The 22,958-nt window shown below is 30.7% G+C and carries 22 protein-coding genes and 6 tRNA genes; 5 read left to right on the top strand and 23 right to left on the bottom strand.

Translation table 11 applies throughout. The annotated features are described in order from the left end of the window. The first annotated feature begins 73 nt into the window (after positions 1-73). From HMPREF3265_RS11685 to HMPREF3265_RS11670, 4 genes are all read left to right on the top strand, one after another. Positions 74-499, top strand: a complete 426-nt coding sequence (locus tag HMPREF3265_RS11685) for an HIT family protein (RefSeq protein WP_070861730.1) — start codon at positions 74-76, stop codon at positions 497-499. 142 nt (positions 500-641) lie between these two features. Beyond that, on the top strand, positions 642-1,016 hold the full coding sequence (locus HMPREF3265_RS11680) for a YtxH domain-containing protein (protein ID WP_037538626.1): 375 nt from the start codon (positions 642-644) through the stop codon (positions 1,014-1,016). Positions 1,017-1,176: 160 nt separating this feature from the next. Beyond that, on the top strand, positions 1,177-1,734 hold the full coding sequence (locus HMPREF3265_RS11675) for a DUF3267 domain-containing protein (RefSeq protein WP_070861729.1): 558 nt from the start codon (positions 1,177-1,179) through the stop codon (positions 1,732-1,734). Positions 1,735-1,906: 172 nt separating this feature from the next. Further along, on the top strand, positions 1,907-2,881 hold the full coding sequence (locus tag HMPREF3265_RS11670; protein ID WP_037538630.1) for a peptidylprolyl isomerase PrsA: 975 nt from the start codon (positions 1,907-1,909) through the stop codon (positions 2,879-2,881). 163 nt (positions 2,882-3,044) lie between these two features. Here the strand turns inward: HMPREF3265_RS11670 and yhaM are convergent, their stop codons facing one another. The 8 genes from yhaM to HMPREF3265_RS11630 all read right to left on the bottom strand — a co-directional run bounded on the left by yhaM (position 3,045) and on the right by HMPREF3265_RS11630 (position 12,648). Then, the gene (yhaM, locus tag HMPREF3265_RS11665; RefSeq protein ID WP_070441454.1) at positions 3,045-3,986 is read right to left on the bottom strand and encodes a 3'-5' exoribonuclease YhaM; all 942 of its coding nucleotides are present in this window, start codon (positions 3,984-3,986) and stop codon (positions 3,045-3,047) included. Beyond that, entirely contained in the window at positions 3,983-6,919 is a 2,937-nt protein-coding gene (locus HMPREF3265_RS11660) for an ATP-binding protein (RefSeq protein WP_070861728.1), read from the bottom strand. Before HMPREF3265_RS11660 ends, yhaM begins: the two co-directional genes overlap by 4 nt. Next, on the bottom strand, positions 6,909-8,105 hold the full coding sequence (locus HMPREF3265_RS11655) for a metallophosphoesterase family protein (RefSeq protein WP_037558876.1): 1,197 nt from the start codon (positions 8,103-8,105) through the stop codon (positions 6,909-6,911). Before HMPREF3265_RS11655 ends, HMPREF3265_RS11660 begins: the two co-directional genes overlap by 11 nt. A gap of 146 nt (positions 8,106-8,251) precedes the next feature. Then, the gene (locus HMPREF3265_RS11650) at positions 8,252-8,596 is read right to left on the bottom strand and encodes a YlbF/YmcA family competence regulator (protein WP_011275418.1); all 345 of its coding nucleotides are present in this window, start codon (positions 8,594-8,596) and stop codon (positions 8,252-8,254) included. Positions 8,597-8,664: 68 nt separating this feature from the next. Continuing rightward, positions 8,665-9,795 (bottom strand): DUF445 domain-containing protein, encoded by a 1,131-nt coding sequence (locus HMPREF3265_RS11645; RefSeq protein WP_070861727.1) that lies wholly within the window; start codon positions 9,793-9,795, stop codon positions 8,665-8,667. Positions 9,796-10,164: 369 nt separating this feature from the next. Continuing rightward, on the bottom strand, positions 10,165-10,629 hold the full coding sequence (locus HMPREF3265_RS11640; protein ID WP_011275416.1) for an XRE family transcriptional regulator XdrA: 465 nt from the start codon (positions 10,627-10,629) through the stop codon (positions 10,165-10,167). Between the two features lie 264 nt (positions 10,630-10,893). Further along, positions 10,894-11,517 (bottom strand): response regulator, encoded by a 624-nt coding sequence (locus tag HMPREF3265_RS11635; protein ID WP_070441464.1) that lies wholly within the window; start codon positions 11,515-11,517, stop codon positions 10,894-10,896. A 21-nt stretch (positions 11,518-11,538) separates the two neighbouring features. Beyond that, positions 11,539-12,648 carry a GAF domain-containing sensor histidine kinase gene (locus tag HMPREF3265_RS11630; protein ID WP_070441467.1) on the bottom strand — a complete coding sequence of 370 codons (1,110 nt, stop codon included), beginning with the start codon at positions 12,646-12,648 and terminating at the stop codon, positions 11,539-11,541. Between the two features lie 187 nt (positions 12,649-12,835). On the opposite strand from HMPREF3265_RS11630, the gene HMPREF3265_RS11625 reads away from it, so the two are divergent. Further along, entirely contained in the window at positions 12,836-13,660 is an 825-nt protein-coding gene (locus HMPREF3265_RS11625) for an RluA family pseudouridine synthase (protein WP_070441470.1), read from the top strand. 65 nt (positions 13,661-13,725) lie between these two features. On the opposite strand, the gene fumC is transcribed toward HMPREF3265_RS11625, so the two are convergent. The 15 genes from fumC to HMPREF3265_RS11570 form a co-directional block, all read right to left on the bottom strand. Then, complete coding sequence (gene fumC / locus HMPREF3265_RS11620) at positions 13,726-15,111, bottom strand: class II fumarate hydratase (RefSeq protein WP_070861726.1); 1,386 nt, start codon at positions 15,109-15,111, stop codon at positions 13,726-13,728. 205 nt (positions 15,112-15,316) lie between these two features. Beyond that, positions 15,317-15,712, bottom strand: a complete 396-nt coding sequence (locus HMPREF3265_RS11615; RefSeq protein WP_053025423.1) for a hypothetical protein — start codon at positions 15,710-15,712, stop codon at positions 15,317-15,319. Positions 15,713-15,922: 210 nt separating this feature from the next. Continuing rightward, positions 15,923-16,072, bottom strand: coding sequence for an SAS053 family DNA gyrase inhibitor (locus tag HMPREF3265_RS12510; RefSeq protein WP_141738627.1), 150 nt, complete (start codon positions 16,070-16,072; stop codon positions 15,923-15,925). A gap of 22 nt (positions 16,073-16,094) precedes the next feature. Then, positions 16,095-16,694 (bottom strand): 6-phosphogluconolactonase, encoded by a 600-nt coding sequence (locus HMPREF3265_RS11610; RefSeq protein ID WP_070861725.1) that lies wholly within the window; start codon positions 16,692-16,694, stop codon positions 16,095-16,097. Between the two features lie 171 nt (positions 16,695-16,865). Further along, on the bottom strand, positions 16,866-17,336 hold the full coding sequence (gene trmL / locus HMPREF3265_RS11605) for a tRNA (uridine(34)/cytosine(34)/5-carboxymethylaminomethyluridine(34)-2'-O)-methyltransferase TrmL (protein ID WP_053025428.1): 471 nt from the start codon (positions 17,334-17,336) through the stop codon (positions 16,866-16,868). Next, positions 17,337-18,464 (bottom strand): tRNA epoxyqueuosine(34) reductase QueG, encoded by a 1,128-nt coding sequence (gene queG / locus HMPREF3265_RS11600; protein WP_053025430.1) that lies wholly within the window; start codon positions 18,462-18,464, stop codon positions 17,337-17,339. It lies immediately after the preceding gene. A gap of 177 nt (positions 18,465-18,641) precedes the next feature. Beyond that, complete coding sequence (locus HMPREF3265_RS11595; protein ID WP_070861724.1) at positions 18,642-19,364, bottom strand: amino acid ABC transporter ATP-binding protein; 723 nt, start codon at positions 19,362-19,364, stop codon at positions 18,642-18,644. Beyond that, positions 19,357-20,811 carry an ABC transporter substrate-binding protein/permease gene (locus tag HMPREF3265_RS11590; protein ID WP_070861723.1) on the bottom strand — a complete coding sequence of 485 codons (1,455 nt, stop codon included), beginning with the start codon at positions 20,809-20,811 and terminating at the stop codon, positions 19,357-19,359. Before HMPREF3265_RS11590 ends, HMPREF3265_RS11595 begins: the two co-directional genes overlap by 8 nt. Before the next feature lie 231 nt (positions 20,812-21,042). Further along, on the bottom strand, positions 21,043-22,101 hold the full coding sequence (locus HMPREF3265_RS11585) for a PTS sugar transporter subunit IIC (RefSeq protein ID WP_016931347.1): 1,059 nt from the start codon (positions 22,099-22,101) through the stop codon (positions 21,043-21,045). Between the two features lie 266 nt (positions 22,102-22,367). Then, positions 22,368-22,451: transfer RNA gene (locus tag HMPREF3265_RS11580), tRNA-Leu, on the bottom strand. A 44-nt stretch (positions 22,452-22,495) separates the two neighbouring features. Next, positions 22,496-22,570, bottom strand: a tRNA-Gly gene (locus tag HMPREF3265_RS12705). Positions 22,571-22,585: 15 nt separating this feature from the next. After that, a tRNA-Gly gene (locus HMPREF3265_RS12700) sits at positions 22,586-22,660 on the bottom strand. A 14-nt stretch (positions 22,661-22,674) separates the two neighbouring features. Next, positions 22,675-22,749, bottom strand: a tRNA-Gly gene (locus HMPREF3265_RS12695). Between the two features lie 14 nt (positions 22,750-22,763). Then, positions 22,764-22,837: transfer RNA gene (locus HMPREF3265_RS11575), tRNA-Gly, on the bottom strand. Between the two features lie 8 nt (positions 22,838-22,845). Beyond that, positions 22,846-22,919, bottom strand: a tRNA-Cys gene (locus HMPREF3265_RS11570). Positions 22,920-22,958: the final 39 nt, after the last annotated feature.

Below are 22,958 nucleotides of genomic sequence, written 5' to 3'. Positions count from 1 at the left end.
TTTACTTCACTAACGAAATTTTATTTTACAAATGCTATAATAAGCTATAAATACGTAAAAGGAGTGCATTCAAATGGCTGAAACTGTATTTAGTAAAATTTTATCTGGAGAGATTCCAAGCTTTAAAGTTTATGAAGATGACTTTGTTTATGCATTTTTAGATATTTCACAAGTGACTAAAGGTCATACATTATTAATTCCTAAAAAAGCGTCACCAAATATTTTTGAAACTGACGAAGAGACAATGGCTCATATTGGTACAGCTTTACCTAAAGTCGCTAATGCAATTAAGAAAGCTTTTAATCCTGATGGTCTAAATATCATACAAAATAATGGTGAGTTCGCAGATCAATCAGTATTCCATATTCATTTCCATTTCTTACCACGATACGAAAATGATATCGACGGTTTCGGATACCATTGGGAAACACATGAGAACGAAATTAATGATGAACATAAACAAGCTATCGCTGATCAAATCAAAGCGCAATTTGATTAATTCTGCATATTGAATGTCATTTTAGGGTAATATACAATTATAATTAACTTGTCGAAATATGATTGTTGTAGAATCTGAAATTTATTTCATTTCTTATTCTATTATTATCCGTTAACGACATAATAAGTGAGGAGAATAGAACATGAAAATATCACGCGTATTATTTGGTATTACTGCGGGAGTAGCATCTGGAATTGCTGTTTCTTGGTTAAACCGTGATGATCAAAGCGTAAAGAATAACACGATTGATTCTAAAGAACCTACTGGGTCTCGCTCTGAATTAGAACGTGAAATTGAGTCACTTAAACGTAATTTCTTTAACATTATTGATTATGGTAAGCAAGTAAAAAATGATGGTGTCTCATATGGTAGCGAAATTGGAGATGAATTTAAAACACTAATTGGTGATTTTAAATCTGATATTAATCCTAATATCGAAAAATTACAATCACACATTGAAAATCTACAAAATCGTGGCGAAGAAATAAGTAATACTTTTTCAAAAGATAATAAATAAAGTTTAATCATTAGATTAAACTGTGATACGGGAGTGGCGTTGAAATCATTATGAATATTTCGCTACTCTCTTTATTAATGCCAAAATTGGCTTGACTGTTGTTACTGATAGTTAGATAATACGTAGCGTATATAAATAAGACCTATTAAGAGGTGTCAGTATGTTTCTATGTAAACGTCAAATTGATATTCATGCACGATTTGGTGTACCAAGAATTGCATTTTTAAGTTTTACTATTACAGTCATCGTATTTTTAATTAGTTATGAAATAATGTATTATTTTGTAAATACACCTTTGTCAGATCGACATTTTGTTATTTTATTAATATTTGTTGCACTTATGTACCCTATCCATAAAGCATTACACCTTCTCTTTTTCTTACCTTATGTTAATTCATTTAGAATTCATAAATTAAACAAAAAGCGTTGGTTACCCTATTTTAATACGTATGTAAGTACGCCTGTACATAAGATATACTTTTGTATTAATTTAATTTTACCTTTTATTTTAATAACTATATTTTTGATTTTTCTAACGATGCATTTTCCGCAATACGGACACTATTTTATGTTTTTGCTTGCGTTAAATTTTGGCATATCTGTAATGGATTTTTTATATCTTAAGATTATTATTTTTTCAAATGAAGGTCATTTTATTGAGGAGCATCAAACAGGTATAAATATATTAAACAAAGTGCCATATCAATCTTTTCATTAAGTATCATAGTATCGATCTTGAAACATATGTTATGCCTCAAGTTCGATACTTTTTTAATATTTAAGCCCTACTTAATCTCATTCTTTGGCAGTATCTAGCCCGTTTCTAATTGGTGATGTTTTCATAATATGTTATAGTAACGTTGTTATTAATGTAAAAGGAGCTATCAACTATGAAAATTATGAATAAATTAATTGTTCCAGTAACTGCGAGTGCTTTACTTTTAGGTGCGTGCGGTTCGAATGCAACAGATTCAGAAAGTAATACATTAATCTCTTCTAAAGCTGGAGATGTAAAAGTAAAAGATGTAATGAATAAAATTGGTGACGAACAAATTGCTAGTACGTCATTTAGCATTGCGTTGAATAAAATTCTAGCTGATAAATATAAAGATAAAGTTGATACAAAAGATATCGATGATGAAATTAAAAAAGAACAAAAACAATATGGTGGCAAAGATCAATTTGAAAGTATGCTTAAACAACAAGGTATGTCTTTAGATGATTATAAAGAACAGAAAAAACTTGCCGCATATCAAAAACAATTATTAGCTGATAAAGTTAAAGTGTCAGACAAAGAACTTAAAGAAAACACTAAAAAAGCTTCTCATATTTTAATAAAAGTTAAATCAAGCAGCAGTGATAAAGAAGGTTTATCAGACAAAAAAGCTAAAGAGAAAGCTGAGAAAATTCAAAAAGAAGTTGAAAAGAACCCAGATAAATTTGGAGAAATCGCTAAAAAAGAATCTATGGATTCTTCAAGTGCCAAAAAAGATGGTTCTCTAGGTTATGTAGTTAAAGGACAAATGGTAAGTAAATTTGAAAAAGCACTATTTAAACTAAAAGAAGGTCAAGTTTCAGATGTGGTTAAAACGGACTATGGTTACCATGTCATTAAAGCCGATAAAGAGAATGATTTTGACAAACAAAAATCTAAACTTAAAGCCAAACTAATCGAACAAAAGGTACAAAAAGATCCTAAGATTTTAACAAATGCGTATAAAGATTTATTGAAAGAATATGATGTAGATTATAAAGACAGTGATATCAAGAAAGCTGTAGAAAACACTATTTTAAATCCTGAGAAACTTAAACAACAACAGTCATCTTCAGATAGTTCTTCAGCTGCATCAGGTTTATCTTCATAATTTTCATAGTATTAACATTAAATAGTAAGGGAGCAAGTCGATCAATTCGTTAAGAATTAAGACTTGCTCCCTTTCACGTGTTCAAAATTGTATAAAACAAGCGTTTTTACCCACTACATTGTCTATACAATAATTGACATTGTAAGGTAAAAACGCTTTTTAATTAGTCTAATTTTTCTGGATTGTAAAACTGTCTATTTTCCATACCAAAAATTCGTTCAGTAAATTGACCTTTATCGGTTTTCTTAAATGCTTTTTCAAACATATTCATTTTAGCATCGATATTGTCAATAAAGAATAATATTTCTGCTTCTTTTAAATGTGGTAACTTAGGTGATCCAAATTCCATTTTTCCGTGATGTGCTAAAATCATATGACGAAGTAACATCACTTCTTCACCATCAATTCCTAACTCTTTCGCCGCTTCCGCCACTTCATCACTTGCAATTGATATATGTCCTAGCAAATTACCTTCAACTGTATATGTTGTAGCAACTGGACCACTTAATTCCCTTACTTTACCTAAATCATGCAAAATAATTGAACTATACAACAAACTACGGTTTAACAATGGATAAATGTTGCATAATGACTTAGCTATTTCTAGCATTGTAAGTACGTGATAACTTAGACCACTTGCAAAATTATGATGGTGTGAACTTGCTGCAGGATACGTAAAGAATTTATCTTGATATTTTTTCAATAAATGACGTGTTATACGTTGTAAATTAGCATTTTCAATATCTAATATATAGTGTGAAATGTTTTCTTGGATTTCATCCGGAGATAAAGGTGCACCATCAACGAAATCTTGAGTCTTAAATCCGTCTTCTGGTTTAGATAATCTAAACTGATTGACTTTCATCTGTTTACGACCTCGATAATTAATCACGTCGCCTTTAACCCAAACAATTGTCTCAGGTTGAAGAATCTGCATATCTTCTTTACTAACAGTCCATAGTTTGGCTTCAATATCACCACTTTTGTCTTGTAAGAATAAAGTCATATAGTCTTTTCCTTGAGCAGTAACACCTTGTGTAGCTCTATGAATTAAGAAGAAATTTTCAACCGAATCTCCTGGGTTTAGCTTTTCTACATTTCTCATCGTTTTCCGCCTTCCTCTAGTTTATTTAAAATTAGCATCTCTTTAGAAGGAATTGCAGCATCTTTCATACAAGTGAAGTATAACACTTGATAATCTTTGGCTAATTCTCTTAAATAGTTTAACATCATAGATTTTCTTTGTTTATCAAAATGAACAAAAGCATCATCAATAATTATTGGGAATGGATAATAAGGTCTTAAAATCTTAATCAAACTAATTCTAAGTGCAATATATAATAATTCTTTCGTTGATTGACTTAGTTCAAGTGGATGATACATTTGGCCATTATTGTGTTTAACCATTATTGTATCATTTTCATAAGTTATCATATTGTAATTCTCTTGTGTCAGATCCGTAAATATTTTTACAGCTTCATTTATAACTTGAGGTAATCGTTTATCTTTAATTTGCTTAATATGTTCATTTATTAATGCTTCTAAGTAACTTAAACTAGCCCAATCTTTAGCTAAATCATTCATTCTATTCTTCAAGTTATAATACTCATGTCTTAACTTAGATAATGTTTTATCTGTCTCCATGTAATTAATTTGAGCGGTTAAGTCACTAACTTCAGTTTGTTTATCTAAATACTGATCGTTATATGCATCAACTTGTTTAGCAAGAAGCACATCTTCTTCTTCCAATTGAGCAGTTGTTTTTTCGCTCAAATTCGAACTATCTTCATAAGAGAAATTTTGATTTTCGAGATATGCAGTTAAATCATTAAATCTTGCAAGTTGTTGGTGATACAATTGATATTGCTCGTAAGACTGATAAAATGCTTCTTCACTTGAAACATTGATATAAGTAAATAATTTATTAATAGTTTTTTCATTTTCTTCTAATTGTTCTTTTAATTGTTCCAATTCATTACTTAATAACTCAATTTGACTTTTAAGTTGTTCTTTCTTCTCTTTATTACTTTCGTATTTAGAAATCCAGCTCTTCATATCATTAAATAGTGAAGCTTTATTAAATGGTGTGATTTCATTTCCAGTATTTTTAAGCGCTTTATCATAAAAATGCGTCAATTTCTGATTTACTTGTTGATGTTGATCTAATAATTTACTGCGGTAACTGTCATTTGATTTAAGTTGATTCATAGTTTTAAAGCTATCTAGTAATAAATCATCTGTCATTTCATTAGGTACTTTCACATTTTCTTTAACTGCATTTAATTTTTGAGTTAAGTCATTGATTTGTTGTTCTGTTTTTTGCAGTAAATTTTCTTGATGATTTAATTTATTAGCTAATACACTTTTATTGTTACTTGTATTACTCCAACGTTCACGAAGTTGAAATTGTTGATCTAAGTCGAAGTTTAAATCGTAATTAGATTCCAAATCATTAATTTGTTGTTCCAAATCATTAATTTCTTCACTAATTGATTCACTGTAATCAATTTCTTTTGTCTTAACCAAGAAAGTACCAATAATAAATATGACAGTTAAGATTGCAAATATAACTCCGAAAATTAAATTTTGTGTCACAAATGAGAATAGTGTTAAACCCAGACCAACTATAGATAACACTATAAAACTTAATCTAAGCCACCAATTTCGCTTTTGCTTTCTTTCTTTATCAGAATTAAAAGTATCTTTAAGTTTGTTATACAGATTCTCTTTCTCATGTAGTTCTAACTTTTGTTGATTATATTGTTTCTTTTTATCTAGTGAATCTTCAGAAACTAAATCTTTTTCCAAGTTTTCTATTTCCTGAGATAGCATATTTTGTTCAATTTGATTTTCATCAATAGCTCTTTCAATTTGTTGTTTTAACACTTTTTGTTCATTTCGCGTCTTGATAGTTTCACTAACATAATTCTTCATAGATTCAGAGGTATCTGTATTGTGATAAACTTCTTGCCAACCAATACTTGTTTTCAAATCAGCTTCTTGACGCTCGTAATCATCAATTTCTTGCTTAAGTGAAGAAGATTTCATTTCAGCTTGTTGAATTTCATTTTCATCACGAGTTAAATGATAAATATGATTAGCTGTATCTTCGTTCAAAGCAGGAATTGTATTAAATTCATTCTCTAATTGTTTTAATTTCTCTTCACGCAAACTTATATCTCTAGCTAGAGATTGTTTGTAATTTGAAGCAGTTTCATAACGCTCGATCCCTTTTTCCGGAAAACTTAATGGCTCAATATTAAGTTTTTGCTCTAAATCTTTCCATTCTTGGGCCTGTTCATGAATAGCAAGTTGCTTTTGTTTACTTTCATGCATTTTTGATAATTGGTTTAGATTGGCTTTTAAATGTTCCAAATGACGTTGTGATTTATCTCTATCATCAACTAAACGATGATAGTCATCTAACTTAGTCTCTTCTTCTCTTATTTGGGCTTCAAGGCTTTTCAATTCATCGAGCTGTTGATTGAGTATTGGGTTTTTTCCAGCCTTTTTATAAAGCGTGGATTTCTTTTGACTGACCATTTTATTCATCATTGTGAACTCAGAAGAACCTAATGCACCTGCTTCAAGTAAATAACTTTGTAATTGGTCCTCATCTAAGTTACGGTGAATATCTTGTAATCCAAGCACATTAAACGAGAATATACCTTGATAAGTTTTCTTAGAAATGTAATTTAATTTTTTCTTGAGCCAAGCTTCGTCTCGAATCAAACCATTTTCTAGGTAAACTTTTACATCACCTGAAATGCTACCTTTAACTCTCTCTACTACGATCTCTGATTGGTCATCTAGTATAAGCGTAAGTTTTCCCCCATACTGATTACCCATACGTGGTTCAAGTCGAGGTTCTTTTTCTTTTTTCGTTGGAAAGCCAAAAAGTATAGAATGTATGAAAGCTTGAATCGTTGATTTACCAGCTTCATTCTCACCGAAAATTTCCGTAAATTCACGGTTAAACTCTATTTTGCGATGCACAAATTGACCATAGCCATAAATCTCTAAAGATTTAATAATCATCACTTTCACCTCTCATGTCTGCCTTTAAAATGTTCTCAGCGCGATTAACAAGTTCAACAGTGTCAAACTCAGTATAATCTTCTAAATATTTGGATGCTCTAGGGTTTAAATATAATTCAGTCATCGCCTCTTCAAACACTTTATTGTCTTTGATTAAATCAGCTGAAAACTCTCTTACAAGAGGCACTTCATCCATTTGCATATATTTAAATGTGAGCGTTTCTATGATTACGAAGTGATGTTCATTTTCTTCATAGTCATCAATCATTTCTTTAATTTGACTAATGTCTTGTGAAGATATGGGTCTATCACTGTCAACATTTACAGTTAATCTATAAAAAGCCTTTCCATCAGAACGTACGCTTTCTTTGAAGGATTGAATTGCTTCATAGATACCTTGTTTTGTAAGTTTGTCTGTATTGATAGCAGCTTCTTCAAATCTAATTTGTTGCGTTGGAATAAAATTAGCGTTTAATCGTAAATGGTCACCTTCTACCAATAAACATCCCTTAGGTCCTTGCTCACCAAAATGACGTCCTTGAATGTTTCCAGGATAGTAAATTGGTGGCATATCACTTAATTCTTGTCTTTCATGAATATGGCCAAGTGCCCAATAATGATATAGTTTTTGATTCAAATCTTCTAAAATAAATTCAGTATAGCGATTTTTAGTTGAAGATTTACTATAAGTACCGTGTAACATTCCAATATGAATACCTTTTTTACCTTGGCTAGATGGATACTCATCAATTTTATTTTCATAACTTGTATCATGTTGATAGCTAAAACCATGAACAAAAATTGTCTCTCCATCTTTTGTGATAGCTTGATATGTTTCTACTCTATTTGAGAAGACCGAAACATTATCTGGCCAATCATTAGTAATTTTTTCAGTAAGTGGATCATGATTACCATGGCTTATGTAAACGAAAATTTGTTCTTTTTCTAATCGCTTAAATTGTTCTTTCAAAAATACTTCAGCACGCAACGTACGATTCTCACTATCAAATAAATCTCCAACGATGAGAACAAAATCAACTTCTTCTTTTAATGCTGTATCGACAATCTTCTTAAAGCTTTCATAAGCACTGTTTTGAACATCTTCAAAAATTGATGGCGCCAAATGACTTTTAGATTTAAAGGGGCTGTCGAGATGTAAATCTGCACAGTGAATAAATTTTATCATTGAAATTAGCTCCTTAATTGCATCTTCGTTTATCTTTATGTATTCCTATATTTTACCATAACTTATTTAATTGGGGCGATGAACTTATATATTAAAAAAGCTACAAAACTTTCAATTGAAAGCTTTGTAGCTTATTGTGCTAACAATTAGTCAGCGTAAATTTCATCTAAAGGTTTAACAATGATTTGGTTAATTTCTTGGAATACTTGGCTCATTTTTTGCTCAGCTTGCATTAATTCAGAAATATTTTCATCTTTTTCAATTGCTTGAGCTTGTTCTTGAGCTTTTGCTAAATCTTCTTCAGGAATTTCTTCACCTTGCATTTGTTTTTGTTGGAAACTTAATTGAGTTTCACGGAACTCATCGAATAATTTTTTTGATTCTTCATTATCTTTAACTTTAGAGAAAGCATCTTTAATAGCTTTATATTCATCACTATCTCTTAATGCTTGTTCTAGTTGATTTGCATAATCATATAAATTTACTGCCATATTTGTTTGCACTCCTTAGTGAAAAGTAATTTTGACAACTCTTTATTACCATAACATATTATTTATAGTTAGACAAAGATTGCGACTATACCTTGGAAAAATCCTATAATACCACCCAAAATGAAACCTAATGACATGATAAGTTTTAACTCTTTATTAGCGATTTCAATAATTAATCTTTCAATATAATCTAAGTCAAAGGTATTAATTTGATTTTCAACCATCTGACGTAAATTTATTTTTGTCATTATCGTTGATAAATGATTAGATGCTTGTTTAATTATTAAATCAGTAATTGTATTAGCAACTCCTATTTGAATTTGATCAACTAATTTTGGTGTTAACCTACTGATTGGAGTATCCATTTTTTCATTTAATTGTAAATTTGTCATGATTAAATGCACCAAGGATTCACTTATATTTGTAAATTGTTCTTCTTTAACAACATGACTTAAAGGTTGAGATTTTAATGTTTCATATTCACCTCGAATCACTTTGTCAATAATAATTTTTGCTTTAGGATGTCTTGTTAAACGTATTAATTCATGTTGAACACGTTCAGCAATATTTTCTTTAGTCATAAACATTTGTAATAATCCAACAATTTTACCTTTTTCAGCAAAAAATGTATCTAGCATATCGTAAATATCTCTAGCACCTTTATCTGAAGAAAGATAATTACGTGCACGTTCTCGAATTAAATCTCCTGCTTGGTCTAATTTTTCATCAACCATTGTTATTACTTCTGCAGGAAGAATTTCATTAATTGATGTTGCCTGTTTATCATAGTAATAATTATTCAATTTATTTATTATGGTTTTATCTAGCTTATTGTTAATGAGGTCATCAAGATCAAAATCAAATTGATTTGCAAATTTTCGTATTGTAGCATCATCACTTTTTAGTTTAGACAATTGCTTTATTACTAAATCATTGATTGCTTCACGAGTATTTGGTTCATTTAACTTTTGATGTATAACTGACTCTGTTATCAAATGTTCTTCAATCACTTGACCTATCTTAGTAGCAATTTCTTCCCTTCTTTTAGGAATTAGACCAGGTGTAAATGGTATACGCATCTTGAATATATAATATGGTTTAAATGGATGGAATAACATTCTTATTGCAATTACATTTGTTACGCCTCCAATTACAGCCCCTACTACTACCATAAATAGGATAACTAAAAAAGCTTGCATCTCGATTTCTCCTTAAAAATTATTTTCACAATATGATGATTATATCACTTTGGAATATATGGTTCCTTAATTTTACTTTGCATTAAAATTGAAAATGCAGAAATGTTTTGAAATAAAAAAATCGAGCCGCGATATCAAATATCTTAGGCTCGTCTTTTAATTAATATCAAGTTAAACTTAAGCTGAGAATTTCTTAATATAAGAATAATCTCAGTTCAATCAGTTTTACAATTAAGCTATGTAGTCTCAAAACATTATGTTCGCCATATGTAATAACCACATACCTTGAATGTATATAAATTAAAAGTGATTAAATCTGGTGTGATTCTTCTATCACTTTCATATTAAATCATAATATTTTAACTATTATTAAACGTGCATTAATTCTTCTTTAGCATTTCTGTTAAAGTATGTTTCAGCTTCTCTTAATTTTGAAGTGCCAAAGATAGGTTGCTTTTCTGAATTTAATACTCTATATATGTTACTTACTTTATTACTTTGTAACATAAAACCATTACGTGTTTCGATAGTATTCCAATAAATATCACTAGTTGTTGAATGATTTGGATATGCACAATGATTACGTGAAATAGTTTGAACAATTTCTAAAGGATCGCAACCGAACGTATTATTTAAAACATCAGAATCTCTGAATAATGCACAAATTGAAACACATGTTGTCCAGTTTGGTAACACACGTTCTTTCTCAATTTGAACTAATGTTTTTTTTGAAAGGCCAATTGTTTGAGCCATAGTATCTTGCGTATAGCCCGCTTCAATTCTTACCATTTTAAATTTTGTTTGAATTAAATCTGTGAAACTCTGTCTATCCATATTTTATTCTCTACCTTTCTAATAGGGGTTAATTTATCCGGACACAAGAAATTGCAATAATACACATTTCTTGAAACACAAATTACATCTTAATATATTTTCAATAAAATGAAAAGAGGAATTTTTGTTTTTGTATACAATTTTATTAATGGCGAAATTATCAAAATAATTAAATTAATTTATTTGCTAACTCACTTCTAATAATCCTTTACATTTTAATTGTATTTTCATCCCTAGCTCTTTAACGATTTATTATATTACACTCTATACAAGTTTATTTTCAATAGCATAAATTGCTGCTTGTGTACGGTCTGTTACACTTAACTTATTAAATATATGACTAACATGTGTTTTTATTGTTTTTTCAGAAACGAATAACGTATTTGCAATTTCTTTGTTCGTTTTACCTTTTACCATTTCAGCTAATACTTCTATTTCTCGTTTAGATAGCTTATTAGTATTATGTGGTTTTGAAGATACGGTGTCTATTACACTTTGTGCTTCTGGATGAATAATCCGTTTATTATTTAAAACGTCATGTATCGTTTGAATTAATTTTTGAGGCTCAACATCCTTCATTTCATATCCATCTGCCCCTTTATTAATAGCTGAAATAACATGTTCATCATCTACATAACTTGTTAATACCAATACTTTAATATCAGGGAAATGACGTTTCACGTATTCTGTCACTTCAATACCATTCATTTCAGGCATTACCAAATCAAGAAGGATGATATCTGGTATATCATGGTCATTTAAATAATTAATTAAAGATTGACCATCCGATAAGCTTGCCAAAACTTCCAAATCAGCCACCGTCGATAAAAGGAATTCCAATCCTTGTCTTACAATATGATGGTCATCAATCAATATGACTTTAGCCACAATTTTTCTCCTTTCACCAATTTACAAAGGAATCTCTAAAGATAGCGTTGTTCCTTTGTTAGGCATTGTATCTATGTTAACTTGTCCATCTAATGCATAAATTCGTTGACTTATGTTTTTTAACCCTTGTGATGAATTATTAGTTTCTTTATTCATATCGAAACCAATTCCTTCATCTTTTGCAATAATTATCAACTTTTCTTTATCTTGTTTTAAAATAATATGTACTGAATTAGTTTGAGCATGTTTTTTAGTATTATTTATACATTCCTGTAATATCCTATAAACGTTCTCTTCTACGATATTTGATAAACTAATAATTCCATCAACACTTATTGTTAGTTTTATATTAAGAATTTGTGCATATTGATTTAATGCCTGCACCAAACCATGCTCAAGACCTACTGGTTTAAGTTGCCAAATTAGTGTACGCATTTCATTAACCGCATTTTGACTTGTTTCTTCAATGGTCTTAAAAGCTTTTTTCGCAATTTCATCTGTCGTTATGTCATGTGCTGCATGAGCGGTCAATTTTAGTGAAAATAATAATTGGTTTACTGAATCATGTAAGTCTCTTGCTAAGCGATTACGTTCATTTAATCTAGCTGCCTCTTTTTCCTGATCAGTTAAATAAATGCGTTTAATTGAAGAGCCAATCTGTAAAGCGACCGATTCTAATAGGGCTAAATCCTGTTCGCTATAACGCGTAGTATATGGTGATGCAACATTGAGTAAACCATATTGTTCTGTGCCAGACCGTAGTGGCACTGTAGCATGGTGTGTTACACCTTCTGTTGCTGCTTTATATGCTTGATTTGCTAAATTTATTCTAGAACAATTGATTATGTTAGAAGCCTTCGTTAAACGCTCATTATGATACGCAGTGACACACCAACAAGATCCTTCTTTCATATAACAGCAATTATCCTTCTTTAATGCACCTGGGAGATCAACATCAGCTACTATCTCGTGATGGCCGTTATTATCTATAAAGAAAATCCAACCAGTTGTAAAGTTACTACCATTTATTAAATAATTCAAAGCACCGTGCATCATATTATATAATTCTGTTTCCTCATTGAGATATTCTGCTATTTCTTTTAATAATGCTAAGCGTGTTGGTTTTTCCATGAAATCGCCTCAGTTACTCATATTTGCATTAGTCTTATTATACAGTGAGATTTACATTTTTAAAAATGTAAAAATGTTTAAGTTACATATTATTATTTATTATGAAATTCGTAAGATTGTGATTAATATACGTTATTAGCAATCTAAGATATGGTATGATTAATGCGAATGCTATTAGGAGGAAATTATGAAGTTTAAAATACATGAGAATTATAATCAAAATACGTTGAGAGAAATCTTTCAATCATTGAAATTGCCTAAGAAAGACTTACATCAGTTAAATATGTCAAAAGATATAACTATAAACAATCACCCTGCGAAATTAACAGATAAAGTGCTTACCGGGGATGATATTTACATTCCAACACCAGTAGAAAAAAGTAATTACTTACCTAGTTATCGTTACGCACAAATTAGTTATGAAGATGATGATTTAGCTATTGTCATGAAACCTAAAGGCGTTAAGACTCATCCAAATGATTTAAAAGAGAGTAACACTTTAATGAATCATGTTATTTATACGTTAGATAGTGAATATGTCGAACCTATTCATCGCTTAGACCAAGAAACGGTTGGTTTACTCATTGTAGCTAAGAACCCTCTAATGAAAAAAATTCTAGATCGTATGTTGGAAGAAAATGAAATTACTAGAATATATAAGGCTAATGTTAAGTCATTATTACCAATTAAACCTCAAACTATTGATAGTCCTATAGGTAAGGATAAATTCCATCCTAATAAACGACGAATTTCTAATACAGGTCAACAAGCGATTACGCACATTCTTTCCTCTAAAATGATAAAAGAAGGCGTATGCCAATTGGATATTAAATTAGATACGGGCCGTACTCATCAAATTAGAGTTCATTTAGCTGAAATTGGTCATCCTGTTATAGGCGATCCTTTGTATGGTAATTCTACATTACGCCAACTAGAACTTAATAGTCATAAAATTGAATTTAAACATCCACTCACTCAAGAATTAATATCAGTTAGTTTGGATGATGAATAAATAATAAGGAGTAACTATCGATTCATAGACAGTTACTCCTTTTATTAGTTATATGTGGTTGTTTTTTAGTGTGGGTCCACCATATCCTCAGGTTTTATCCATTCTTCAAATTGTTCTTCTGTAACATGACCAGATTGAATAGCCGATTCTTTTAATGTTAACCCTTCTTTATGTGCTTTCTTGGCAATTTGAGCAGCTTTTTCATAACCAATGTGTGGATTTAGCGCAGTAACTAACATTAATGATTGATTTAAATAATTATTAATGTTTTCTTCAATTGGTTCAATGCCGACTGCACAATTATCATTAAACGTTTGCATACCATCTGCAAGTAAGTAAATTGATTGTAATGTATTATGAAGAATTACTGGTTTAAATACATTTAATTCAAAATTACCTTGAGAACTTGCAATACCAACTATAGTGTCATTACCCATAACTTGTACTGCAACCATAGTTAACATTTCACATTGTGTTGGATTTACTTTACCAGGCATGATTGATGATCCTGGTTCATTTTCAGGAATTGAAATCTCTGCAAGCCCCGCTCTAGGACCAGATGCTAACCATCTAATATCATTGGCGATTTTCATTAAGTCTGCTGCTAAGGCTTTTAACGTACCATGTAATTGCACGACTTCATCATGTGAAGTCAACGCATGGAATTTATTTTCAGATGATACAAATTTATATCCAGTATTCTCTGAGATAAATTTAGCAACTTTATTACCAAATTCTGGATGTGCATTAATACCTGTACCTACGGCAGTTCCACCGATAGCCAAACTTAAGATATGTTTTTTTGATTCAGCTAATAATTCTTCACATTTATCTAACATATGACGCCAGCCACTAATTTCTTGACCTAATTTAATTGGTGTCGCATCTTGTAAATGTGTACGTCCAATTTTAATAATTGATTGGTATTTATCTTCTTTTTCTTTAAAAGTATCACGTAAATGTTTTAATGCAGGTTCAAGTTTCATTTCAACTTCATGATATAATGCAACATGCATTGCTGTTGGAAAAGTATCATTTGAACTTTGAGATTTATTCACATCATCATTAGGATGAATCGATTCATCGATACCTTGTTCTTTTAAATATTTATTTGCTACGAAGCTGACTACTTCGTTAACGTTCATGTTACTTTGCGTACCGCTTCCTGTTTGCCAAACAACTAGTGGGAAATGTTCATCTAATTCCCCTTTTAAAATTAAATCACAAGCGTAAACGATTGCATCTTTTTTAGCGTCACTTAGTTTTCCTAGTTCATGATTTGCTAATGCTGCACCTCGTTTTAATTGAGCAAATCCATATACTACTTCAATTGGCATACGTTCTTTACCTACAGGAAAGTTTCGTTTACTTCTCTCCGTTTGTGCACCCCAATATTTATCACCAGGTACTTCAATCTCTCCGAATGTATCGTGTTCAATTCTTACTGACATGCGATAATCTCCCCTTATACAATTATTTATTCATAGTATAGCATTATTTAAATTAAAGGGGCAATGCATTACTAAAGCGGTTTCAATAATACAAACTCATATCATAGATATAAAAAATAACGATTGAAACAATGATTTAATGTTCCCAATCGCTATTATCTTTGAAAAATTTTGTCTTATCGTAATTGACCGTTGCTTGCTTAAGTTAAACTTGATATTTAACTTTTACTGCTTTAATAACAGCTAAAGCACTCAAAATATAAAATATAATACTTAAAGTTATTGTAATAGGACTAATTTGAACTAGAAATCCTATAAAACCAGTAAATTGCTCATAAATATCATTTAAAGAATAAATTAAAATACCAGTTATTAAAATACAACACAACACACTTATGAACACACCTGTTTGATTACTCTTAATAAAAGGCTGAGCACTAATATTATCAATTAAGCCTTGAGATAAATTTAATTGTAATTTTATGATTTTAAACAAAATAGGTAAGTAAAGTGCACCGAATGCTATTGGAAATCCTTTTATAGAAAGTAAACTAATAATAATTGTGGCAATCGTAAGTGGAAGCCAATATCTATGTAACATTTTAAGCTCTCCTTATACATTTTCATTGAATTTTATTTTACCATAATTTTTATAGCATTAAATTGAATTAAATGATTGATTGATGAAATTACGCACTCAAATGACAATGTATATTGCTTCATTAAAAAAATAACCTAAGACATCTTTAACATCTTAGGTTACTTGGTTCATAAATAATATTTATTTTGTTAATTATCATCAAGTTAAAATTTACTCATGCGATTGATTCAATCTGTCCTCGTCGTTTTCTTCAGAAATTTGTTCCATTTCTTTGCCCAATGTTTTCAAGTCATCTAAATCTTGAACCATCGCATTTTCTTCCTCATGATAATTTAATTCTGAATCTTTATTTTTAGTCATAACTCAGACCTCACTTTTAAATTTAAGCAAATCTAGCAGTGAAATATTCTTTAACATCTTCAGGTAAACCTTCTGCAGCTGCTCTATCTAAAACAACTGTTACCATTCTATGAGCTTTTAAATCAGCTGGTTCAAAGCTAGATTTACCATTTTCTTCATAAAGTTTTTTAACAACTTCACGTTTATTAGCACCAGTCACAACTAATACTACTTCACGCGCTTTTAATAATCCTTGTCTTACATTTACATTTAAACTACCTGATTCATCAATAGAAGTAACTTGTAAAATTAATTTACCTTTATTTTCTTTAGTTTTAATTTTGTCATCAATTAAAGATTCTGCATCATCGTCAAGATTAATCGGATAAATTTGACTAGTAGGTACACCTAATGCTTCATAGTATGAGCGATTATCGTCATAATCTAAGATATTTACTTGACTAAAATCAACCGCCTTATGATCTACATCTTTCTTTAACTCATCTAAAACAGGTGCAGCATCCTTTGTTAAATGAATTCCCGCAATAGTTGTAGGGTTGTTATTAAATTGCTTTCTAATGATATCTGCTGTGTACTCAGCTACATGTTCTACATCATTAAATACTTTAAAGTTCATTGCCATTGTCATTACACTCCTCTTAGTTCATCAATGTCATATAAATAACGTATTATTCGTTAACTTACCCTTTTAGACACTAAATCAAACTATTTTAAAAATGTTATTATACATCATTAATAAATATAACATTTTTTAATAAATAGATGCATAGAATTTTTACTAACTTACTACTTATTAGGATAAACCTGGGAAATTTTGTTGTCGTAATGCTTCATAAATTAATAAAGCGGCTGTGTTAGATAAATTTAACGATCTGATATTTTCACTCATAGGAATTCTTAATGCCATGTCAGCGTATTTCTCTTTTACCCAATCCGGTAATCCAGTCGTTTCTCTTCCAAATATAAAATAATAATCTGTATCTTCTTTAGAAAAATCAAAATCACTATACGTTTGTTTTCCAAATTTAGTTAGTAAGTAGTACTCACCTTGAGTAGCATCGAAAAAGTCTTCAATACTTTCATGATAAGTAATATATACATGCTCCCAATAATCAAGACCAGCACGTTTTAACATTTTATCATCAGTACTGAAGCCCAAAGGCTTAATTAAATGTAAATGTGTGTTCGTTCCTGCACAGGTACGTGCAATATTACCAGTATTTGCAGGAATCTCTGGTTGAAATAAAACAATATGGTTTGTCATTTAAAGTTTCCTCATTTCTATTCCTTTTATCATTTCATTTTGAACTTCTTCAATTTCATTTTCATAGTTTGCAACTATAAATTCACGTGCATCTTCACCTTGAATTTGGCCAATCGCCCAGTATGCCGTCCCTCTTATCATTGGTCTTGGATCATTTAATGCAACTTCCTTAAGTTCTGGTATTGCTGCCTCTTCATTAAAATGTGCTAAAGCTATTATTGCATTACGTTGAATTGGTTTTTTACCTCGCCAAGCACCAGCTAAATGCCCATATGTTTGTTTGAATTCTTTATTGCTCATTTGTAATAACGGTACTAATCTTGGTTTTAGAATCTCAGGTTCTAGAATAATGTCATCATGCGTTGTATTGATCCCCCTATTTCTAGGACAAACTTGTTGACACGTGTCACATCCATATAAGCGATTGCCTATCTTATATCTATATTCATCTTGCAGATATCCTTTAGTTTGAGTTAAAAAACTAATACATTTTTGAGAATTCAATTGACCATTTCCAACAAGCGCCCCTGTAGGACATCTATCTACACATATTGTACAATCTCCACAGCTATCAAGTAATGGATCATCAGGTTCAAATGGAATACTCACTAACATTTCACCTAAATAACTCCATGTTCCTAAATCTGGATTAATAATAAAACCATTACGTCCAGCAAATCCTAAACCTGCTCGTTCAGCAACGGCCCTATCTGATAATACACCAGTATCAACCATACTTTTAAGTTCTACATCAGGAACTTTAGATTGTATAAAATCAGCAAGTTTATCTAAACGTTTACGCATAATAGAGTGATAATCTTGCCCCCAAGAGGCACGAGCAAACATACCTCGGCGATCACCTCTGACACTTTTAGGTGCACCTTTAAGCTTATTCGGATATCCAACAGCAATTGCTATAATTGAGCGTGCGGTAGGCAAACTTAATTTTGGCTCAGTTCTTAATGAAATATCTGACTCCTCAAAACCCGAAGCATAGCCATTTGCATGATAATCTTCTAACTTCTTTTTAAGTTCATCAAATGGATCGGCAGTAGTAAAACCTATACTATCAATACCTATTGAATAAGCATAATCGATGATTTCTTGTTTAAGCCAATTATAATCCAATTCATTTGCCTCCTTAAAATTGATACATATTACATTTTAACATAATCCACATAATGAAATAGTTATTTATTTATATAATAATTGAACACTTTCCTAATAAATATTCCAGTTCAATTTAAAAATAGCGAGTTTGAAACATGATATGATGTCTCAGACTCGCTGCTATTTGTTTACTTATTATAAAACTCTTGATAAAAAGTTTTGCGTTCTTTGATGAGTTGGTGATTGAAATATTTGCTGAGGTGAACCTTCTTCAATAACATGCCCATCTGCCATAAATATAACTTTATCACTCACATCTTTTGCAAATCCCATTTCGTGTGTAACAACAACCATTGTCATTCCTTCTCTAGCTAAATCTTTCATTACCTTTAGAACATCATACACTACCTCTGGATCCAATGCAGACGTAGGTTCATCAAACAATATAATATCTGGATGCATAGCCAGTGCCCTTGCAATCGCAACTCTTTGTTTTTGTCCTCCAGATAATTGAGAAGGATATACATTTGCCTTATCTTCAAGTCCAACTTTTTCTAATAATGTTAATGCCTCTTGTTTCAATTGATTTAAATCGCTTTTATTTAATAATTTAGGAGCCAATATGATGTTATTTAATACAGTCTTATGTGGAAACAGATTAAAATTTTGAAAGACCATGCCCATTTTTTGACGTAATTTATTTAAGTTATTTTTGTGAATAGAGAGTTCATTACCTTCGAATACAACTCTTCCGTTTGTTGGTGTTTCTAACAAATTCATACATCTTAATAAAGTGCTTTTTCCACTTCCTGATGGTCCTATAATCGCTAATACTTCACCTTTTTTAATTTCTAAATTAATATCCTTGAGCACTTCATTTTTCTCAAATTTTTTATTTAAATTTTCAATTTTAATCACTTGCTTTCAGTCTCCCTTCTATTAAACTCATTAATCTTGATAATGAAAAAGTTAATACAAAGTATATACATGCTGCTATGATTAATGGCGTAAATGGATCAAATGAAATACCTTGAACAACCTGTGCATTAAACATAATTTCACCAACCCCAATTGTAGATATGATTGATGATTCTTTTATTAAAGTTACAAATTCGTTTCCTAGCGCTGGTAATATATTTTTAAAAGCTTGAGGCAATATGATATGAATCATTGTTTTTGAGTAGTTTAACCCCAAACATTGTGCAGCTTCAGTTTGACCTTTATCTACTGCATTAATTCCAGCTCTAATTATCTCAGCAATATAGGCTGAAGAATTAATAACTAAGGCAATCGTCCCACAAATTAAAGCAGAAATGTCTAATCCTAAAAGCGCGGTAGTGCCAAAAAATACGATAAACACTTGCACTAACATCGGTGTTCCTCTTAAAAATTCTATATATATTGTTGCGGGTAAAGAAATAATTTTAAACTTACTTAATTTTGCAAGTGCAATAAATGACCCGATTATTGCTCCACATATAACACCAATTAAAGAAATTATTATAGTGTTTTGTAATCCTTTTAAGAAAAAAGTTCCATACTTTTGAATAAAGCTTCCATCATCAACCATTTGTTCTGAAGCAATATCCATATATTTATTAATTAAATGTTTATCTTTAACATCTTTAATAGAATGATTTAAGTGTTCTAATAAAATTGGTGAGTCTTTCGGTAGTGCTATAACTGTGGGTTTCTTTTCTTCATTGAAAGAAACATGGACAATATTTAAATCCTTATTTTGCTTAGCATAAGCATCTGCTACTGGTTTTTCGATTACTAAACCATCAATTTTTTTACTTTTAAGTGCCAAAATTGCATCTGGTAAACGATTTAATGAACTTATTTGTGCATTTTCTATTTCTTGCTGTGCAATTTTTTCTTGTTCACTGCCCTTTTGAGCTCCTATTTTTTTATTATTAAAATCACTCAACTTATGGAAGGTATCATTATTATTTTTTCTAATTAACATAACATTTCCTGTTTCCATATATGGTTCGGAAAAATCAACTTCTTTTTTTCTTTCAGGTGTTGTTGTCATTCCTGATATAATTATGTCAATTTTTCCAGTTTTCAAAGCTCCAAGTAGGCTATCAAATTGCATATTCACTATTTTTAACTTTAAATGATTATCTTTGGCAATTTTTTTTGCTAATTCAATATCTACACCAGCATACTCTGTTTTACCATTTTTAGTTTTTTCAAATTCTAATGGTGCGTAATCAGCTGATAATCCTACTCTTAATTCACCCCTATCTTTAATTTTATTCCAAGTTGCATCTTCATCAGCTAATGCCATTGGTTGTATGTATATCAATGTCAAACTAATTAAGATTGCTATCGCAAGTACTTTTGTTAATTTTTTCATAAGCAACCTCCTTTAATTAATTCATTATTATACACATAATAGCATTAATATACAATAAAAATTTTAAAAAAGAGTGAAACAAAATTCGATTTGAATCTTTGTCTCACCCTGACAGGTTAACTAGAGTTGAGAAAAGGTCAATATAAACACTTTCTCAATTCAGTTAAAAGCTTTGAATTAAATTTATTTCATTATATAAATTAAACTTTTGTACATACATCTTAATTGCTATTATTGCTTAGGAATTTCGAATTTGTATATACCATCATGATAGCTTGGTATTAATTTTTTGCATATTTCATGTATAATGAATGCACTCACAAATGGAATAACAAAATAGCCGAAAACGAGCAAAATAATAATTATAGTAGCGTCTCCAGACATTCTATTAAATGCATTAATCGGTCCTACCAAGCCTGTATAACCAAATCCGGCAGATAAAGGTGTGCCTTTAATACCTATAGCATATGCCAATACACCAGAAACGATACCATTTAAAGTTAAAGGAACTGCAATAATTAAATGTTTTAAATAGACTGGAATCATCATCTTCGCTGCACCTATAAGTAAAACAATATTAACCCCCATAGAGTTAACTCTTATTGAACCGAATATAAAAGTCACACAAGCTGCGACAATGCCCATGTTAGCAGCACCACTTCCCAAACCAGTTAAACTTATAGCTGTTGCTATGGCGACTAATGAAATAGGTGTAACCATTAACAATGAGAAAGTCACACTTATTAGTATAGACATAATTAAAGGATTAAGATCAGTGAATGAATTTACCATATGGCCAAGTCCTTTAGTAATTGTTTGTACATAAGGTAAAGTTAATAAACCAATTAATGCACTTAATACAGGTATTACAACCGGTAATATAATCATTTCAAGTGAGCCTAATTTTCCTTGTAAAAACATATATATTGCACAAGCTATAATTACAACTAATATGATATTGATTATATCTCCAATCCCTTTTAAAACAATGCCCTTAGCTGTAAATTGAACCGCTCCAGATCCAAGCATTGCGGCTATGCCTACCATACAAGAACCTGCCCCATTAAACTTAAATTGATGTGCAGCTAAAACACCGATAATAAATGCCATGAATGATTGAATTATCATTACTAATTGAAACACAGTTTCGAGCATTGGATGTGCATCCATAAATAATTTCAAAAATTCTCCTAATAACGCATTTGGCAATAAAGCTAATACTACTCCAGCACCTACCGCATTTAGAATATTACTAAAAAAATACTTTAAACTTACACGTTGTTTACTCATAGTAGCCTCCGTTTTTAAACATTAGCTTTATCTTAGTACAAACTAATGTGTTTAACAATATGAACATTTCTTTTTTAATCAAAAATTAATGCTAATTTTAAAAAAATACCATTGCTAAAACTTAACATAAGAAGTTAAACAATTATAAATATAATAGTTCAATAACTGATACTTAACCACTGACTAGAAAATTGAAAAATTGAAATCAATTAAAAAACAAAAAAAGTGGAAACGTTGCTAAAACAACATTTCCACATTAAGAATTATACCAGCGGTCGGGGTCGAACCGACACTCCAATACAGGAACGGGATTTTGAGTCCCGCGCGTCTGCCAATTCCGCCACGCCGGCTCAATTTTTGATAAATAAAAAACTTCCATTTGGAAGCAAAAACATGGAGCGGAAGATAGGATTTGCACCTATATCTCGTTCCGGGAAGGAACGTATTCTAAAAGTTGAAATACTCCCGCATTATTAAAATTTATTGGAGCGGAAGATAGGATTTACACCTATACCTTGTTCCGGGAAGGAACATATTCTAACAGTTGAAATACTCCCGCATTATTAAGAATTATGGAGCGGAAGATAGGATTTACACCTATACCTTGTTCCGGGAAGGAACATATTCTAACAGTTGAAATACTCCCGCATTATTAAGAATTATGGAGCGGAAGATAGGACTTGCACCTATACCTCATTCCGGGAAGGAATGTGTTCTAAAATTGAACTACTCCCGCATCGTGCATGGAGGCGGCAACCGGATTTGAACCGGTGATAAAGGTTTTGCAGACCTCTGCCTTACCACTTGGCTATGCCGCCAATAACTGGGCTAGCTGGATTCGAACCAGCGCGTGACGG

It is taken from the genome of Staphylococcus sp. HMSC62B09, assembly GCF_001839115.1.
In the GTDB taxonomy this organism is placed as follows: Bacteria; Bacillota; Bacilli; order Staphylococcales; family Staphylococcaceae; genus Staphylococcus; species Staphylococcus haemolyticus.
This window is presented reverse-complemented; position numbering and strand designations above follow the sequence as displayed.

Coding starts and splice junctions, on each gene's coding strand:
- HMPREF3265_RS11630 (WP_070441467.1), bottom strand. CDS start 12,648: ATGGAAAAACCAACACGCTTAGCATTATTAAAAGAAATAGCAGAATAT.
- HMPREF3265_RS12510 (WP_141738627.1), bottom strand. CDS start 16,072: ATGACTAAAAATAAAGATTCAGAATTAAATTATCATGAGGAAGAAAAT.
- HMPREF3265_RS11590 (WP_070861723.1), bottom strand. CDS start 20,811: ATGAAAAAATTAACAAAAGTACTTGCGATAGCAATCTTAATTAGTTTG.
- HMPREF3265_RS11645 (WP_070861727.1), bottom strand. CDS start 9,795: ATGCAAGCTTTTTTAGTTATCCTATTTATGGTAGTAGTAGGGGCTGTA.
- HMPREF3265_RS11610 (WP_070861725.1), bottom strand. CDS start 16,694: ATGGCAATGAACTTTAAAGTATTTAATGATGTAGAACATGTAGCTGAG.
- fumC (WP_070861726.1), bottom strand. CDS start 15,111: ATGTCAGTAAGAATTGAACACGATACATTCGGAGAGATTGAAGTACCT.
- HMPREF3265_RS11640 (WP_011275416.1), bottom strand. CDS start 10,629: ATGGATAGACAGAGTTTCACAGATTTAATTCAAACAAAATTTAAAATG.
- HMPREF3265_RS11660 (WP_070861728.1), bottom strand. CDS start 6,919: ATGATTATTAAATCTTTAGAGATTTATGGCTATGGTCAATTTGTGCAT.
- HMPREF3265_RS11615 (WP_053025423.1), bottom strand. CDS start 15,712: ATGTTACATAGATATTGGCTTCCACTTACGATTGCCACAATTATTATT.
- HMPREF3265_RS11685 (WP_070861730.1), top strand. CDS start 74: ATGGCTGAAACTGTATTTAGTAAAATTTTATCTGGAGAGATTCCAAGC.
- HMPREF3265_RS11655 (WP_037558876.1), bottom strand. CDS start 8,105: ATGATAAAATTTATTCACTGTGCAGATTTACATCTCGACAGCCCCTTT.
- HMPREF3265_RS11680 (WP_037538626.1), top strand. CDS start 642: ATGAAAATATCACGCGTATTATTTGGTATTACTGCGGGAGTAGCATCT.
- HMPREF3265_RS11670 (WP_037538630.1), top strand. CDS start 1,907: ATGAAAATTATGAATAAATTAATTGTTCCAGTAACTGCGAGTGCTTTA.
- trmL (WP_053025428.1), bottom strand. CDS start 17,336: ATGACAAACCATATTGTTTTATTTCAACCAGAGATTCCTGCAAATACT.
- yhaM (WP_070441454.1), bottom strand. CDS start 3,986: ATGAGAAATGTAGAAAAGCTAAACCCAGGAGATTCGGTTGAAAATTTC.
- HMPREF3265_RS11675 (WP_070861729.1), top strand. CDS start 1,177: ATGTTTCTATGTAAACGTCAAATTGATATTCATGCACGATTTGGTGTA.
- HMPREF3265_RS11625 (WP_070441470.1), top strand. CDS start 12,836: ATGAAGTTTAAAATACATGAGAATTATAATCAAAATACGTTGAGAGAA.
- HMPREF3265_RS11650 (WP_011275418.1), bottom strand. CDS start 8,596: ATGGCAGTAAATTTATATGATTATGCAAATCAACTAGAACAAGCATTA.
- HMPREF3265_RS11585 (WP_016931347.1), bottom strand. CDS start 22,101: ATGAGTAAACAACGTGTAAGTTTAAAGTATTTTTTTAGTAATATTCTA.